Annotated in this window: 4 protein-coding genes; 1 reads left to right on the top strand and 3 read right to left on the bottom strand. The window is 62.8% G+C overall.

The genetic code is table 11. From position 1 onward, the window contains the following. On the top strand, positions 1-248 hold a 248-nt coding region (locus tag ACESL5_RS09670), incomplete at its 5' end, for a Spy/CpxP family protein refolding chaperone (RefSeq protein ID WP_372592570.1). Between the two features lie 84 nt (positions 249-332). Here ACESL5_RS09670 and ACESL5_RS09665 read toward each other — a convergent pair. The 3 genes from ACESL5_RS09665 to ACESL5_RS09655 all read right to left on the bottom strand — a co-directional run. Beyond that, positions 333-596 carry an SHOCT domain-containing protein gene (locus tag ACESL5_RS09665; protein WP_372592569.1) on the bottom strand — a complete coding sequence of 88 codons (264 nt, stop codon included), beginning with the start codon at positions 594-596 and terminating at the stop codon, positions 333-335. A 339-nt stretch (positions 597-935) separates the two neighbouring features. Next, entirely contained in the window at positions 936-1,712 is a 777-nt protein-coding gene (locus ACESL5_RS09660) for a copper resistance protein B (protein WP_372592568.1), read from the bottom strand. 32 nt (positions 1,713-1,744) lie between these two features. After that, positions 1,745-3,103, bottom strand: a 1,359-nt coding sequence (locus ACESL5_RS09655) for a copper resistance system multicopper oxidase (RefSeq protein WP_372592567.1), incomplete at its 5' end; no start/stop codon positions are given.

The following is a 3,103-nucleotide window of genomic DNA, read 5'->3' as shown; positions in this document are numbered from 1 at the left end:
CTGCCCTGACCGATCAGCAACGCCAGCGTCTTCAGGAGATTCGCGAGAAGAACAGCGAAAAGATGGGTGAGCTGATGGAGCAGATGGAGGAAAGACAGCGTGAGTTGTATCGCCTGAACCAGGCTCCCGATCCTGATTATGACGCGATGAGGGAGACCACCAAGGCCATCGGTGAACTGCAGCAGCAGATGGCTAAGGAGCGCATCGAGGCCCGGAAGCAGATGCACGAGGCCGTGACCGACAACTGACCCGGCGATCGGGATACCCTCGCTCAAAAAAGCCACTTCAATCCTGAAGTGGCTTTCTTCATGGTGGTGGCTGGTGCCCCTGGGTCAGTCTTCCAGCCGTCGCCTGCGCTCGTCGAACTCTTCGTGATCGATCTCGCCGCGTGCGTAACGTTCTCTGAGGATCTCCAATGCTCTTCCCCGCCGGGCATCCGATTGACCGGAATGCGAGTTGGACGAAGAGATCAACCACTTGACCAGCACCACGATCCCCACGATCAGCAATATCCAGAAAAGCACCATCAGGATCCAGCCGCCCATGCCGAATCCCATGCCGCCATGCGGCATCGTGCCATAGCCCCAGTCGTACATATCTCACCTTTGGTCGGTTGTGTTGTTGTCTATTGCTATCTGGCCCCAAGGGCAGCGGCTCTCTTATCAAGCCTAGGTCAAGTTCACGCTAATGTGCGTTACGGACTGAAAACCGCTGGCGCCCATCTGCACGCTCGTCCCAGTACGAACATGATCCTTTGACACTTTTCAGCGGAGTGAAGTGCGTTCTCTCCGGCTTTCGCTCGGCGAGTCGGATCAATACCGTACGCCGAGCAGATCGCCCCCAACATTGGTCTCCGTGGGGGCACGTGGTGTCTCGTCACATCCCGATGTCCTCACTCGTGGTGGACACCCTTGGGCGCATCCCCGGATGCTGCGTCAGAACCACATCCGCACGCCGGCAACGAGACGCAGATCGTCGGTATCGTGGCCTTCCTCGCGGGCGAGATCGGCGGTGTCTCCCAGTTGCTTCTTCCAGCTCACGCCGATGTAGGGCGCGAACTCGCGCTGGATTTCGTAGCGCAGCCGCAGACCCGCCTTCACGTGGTTGATGCCCTGGCCGACGCCGAACTTCTCGACCTCCTGAAAGGCGACCGACGTGCCGAGCCGTGGCTGGAGCACCAGCCGCTGGGTCAGCCGCATGTCGTACTCGGCCTCGAAGTCGACCGAGGCGTCGCCGTCCTCGCTGACACGCAGCTTCGTGTCGATTTCGAACCAGTAGGGGGCCAGCCCTTCCAGGCCCAACACGGCAAAGCCGCGGTCGTGGTCCGGTCCGGGGCCGTACTCGAGCTGGTAACCGACGCCGGCCTGCACAGACCAGAAGGGGGCGATCAGGCGGCCGTAGAGGAAATCGAGGCTCTCGATCTCGCCGCCGTCTCCGCCGGAAACGACGTGTTCGCCTTCGCCCTCGATCACGAGCCGGTTGATGTCTCCGCCGTACCAGGCCTGGAATTCCCAGTCGACGCTGTCCTCGTCGTCACCGGCTGCGTACTCCAGCCGGTCGAACAGCAGCATGCCGGTCTGCATGTCCGGGACGGGTGAATCCCAGCCCTGTTCGCGGGCGTAGTCGCCGCGGCCGTCAGCCAGTGCCAGACCGGGAGCGACGGCCAGCAGACAGGCGGCGGTCAGCCATCGTCGGGCTTGGTTGGTCTTCATCTGGATAGTCATTCGTCAGTTCCTCCCGATATTCAGGCCACGGATACGACACGGAACATGCCTGCGTCCATGTGGTAGAGCAGATGGCAGTGGAAGGCCCAGTCGCCCTTGTGTTCCGGGGTGATCTGCGCCGAGAGCATCTCGCCGGGCTTGAGCGACAGGGTGTGCTTGCGCGGCCGGTACTTGCCGTGACGGTTTTCCAGCTCCATCCACATGCCGTGGAGGTGGATCGGGTGGTCCATCATGGTGTCGTTGACCAGTATCAGGCGCAGCCGCTCGTTGTGGTGGAAGCGGATTGGCCCGTCGACCTCGGAGAACTTCTTGCCATCGAACGACCACATGTAGCGTTCCATGTTGCCGGTCAGGTGCAGCTCGACTTCACGCTCCGGTTCGCGCTGGTCCGGCCACAGGGCCAGTGCCCGCAGGTCGTCGTAGACCAGTACCTTGTGGTCCTCGGTGCTCTCCAGGCCGATGCCGGGATCGCTCATGCGATTCTGCGGGTTGCTGGCGACCATGGCCGCGCCCGGGCCGTGATCATCGTGGCCGTGGCTGATCTTGCGGCCGGCGAGGGGCCATTCGTAAGGTTCGTCCTCGCCCATGTCCATGCCGCCGGACTCGTTGTTCATGCCGCCCGAGTCGGCGCCATTCATGGCCTGGCTACCGCCGCTCATGTCGTGGCCGGCATGCGGGTCGCTAGCCTCAGAGGCCATCTCTTCGCCGCCGTTCATGTCGCCCGACATGTCGTTCTGGCCCATGTCCATATCCATGTCTCCATGGTCCATGCCCATCGACTCCATGCCGCGCTCGGGCATGGGGCGGCGCTCGGGGATCTCGCCGCGTTCACCTTCCCGGGTGGCCAGGGTGGCGGCGGCATAACCGCTGCGGTCCATGGCCTCGGCGAAGATCGTGTAGGCGCGATCCTCGGTCGGCTCGACGATCACGTCGTAGGTCTCGGCCACGCCGATGCGGAACTCGTCGACCGGCACGGGCTCGATGTTCTGCCCGTCTGCCTGCACCACGGTCATCTTCAGTCCCGGGACACGCACGTCGAAGAAGCTCATCGCCGACCCGTTGATTACCCGCAGGCGCACCTTTTCACCGGGTCGGAACAGGCCGGTCCAGTTGTCGGCCGGTGAGCGGCCGTTGAGCAGGTAGGTGTAGGTGCTGCCGGTGACGTCGAGCAGGTCGCGAGAGCTCATGCGCATTTCGCCCCACATGGCCCGCTCGCGCATGGTCTGCTCCCAGCCCTTGGTCTTGATGTCCTCAAGCAGGTCCTTGATCGTGCGCTTCTGGTAGTTGTAGTAGCCCTCGGCGACCTTGAGCTTGCGGAAGACGTCGTGCGGGTCCTCGAAGGTCCAGTCGGAGAGCATCACCACGTACTCACGGTCGTA

The sequence above is a fragment of the Guyparkeria sp. genome (genome assembly GCF_041687595.1).
Classification (GTDB): Bacteria; Pseudomonadota; Gammaproteobacteria; order Halothiobacillales; family Halothiobacillaceae; genus Guyparkeria.
The sequence above is the reverse complement of the archived record's forward strand: the minus strand, read 5'-3'. Positions and strand labels throughout refer to the sequence as shown.

Coding starts and splice junctions, on each gene's coding strand:
- ACESL5_RS09665 (WP_372592569.1), bottom strand. CDS start 596: ATGTACGACTGGGGCTATGGCACGATGCCGCATGGCGGCATGGGATTC.
- ACESL5_RS09660 (WP_372592568.1), bottom strand. CDS start 1,712: ATGAAGACCAACCAAGCCCGACGATGGCTGACCGCCGCCTGTCTGCTG.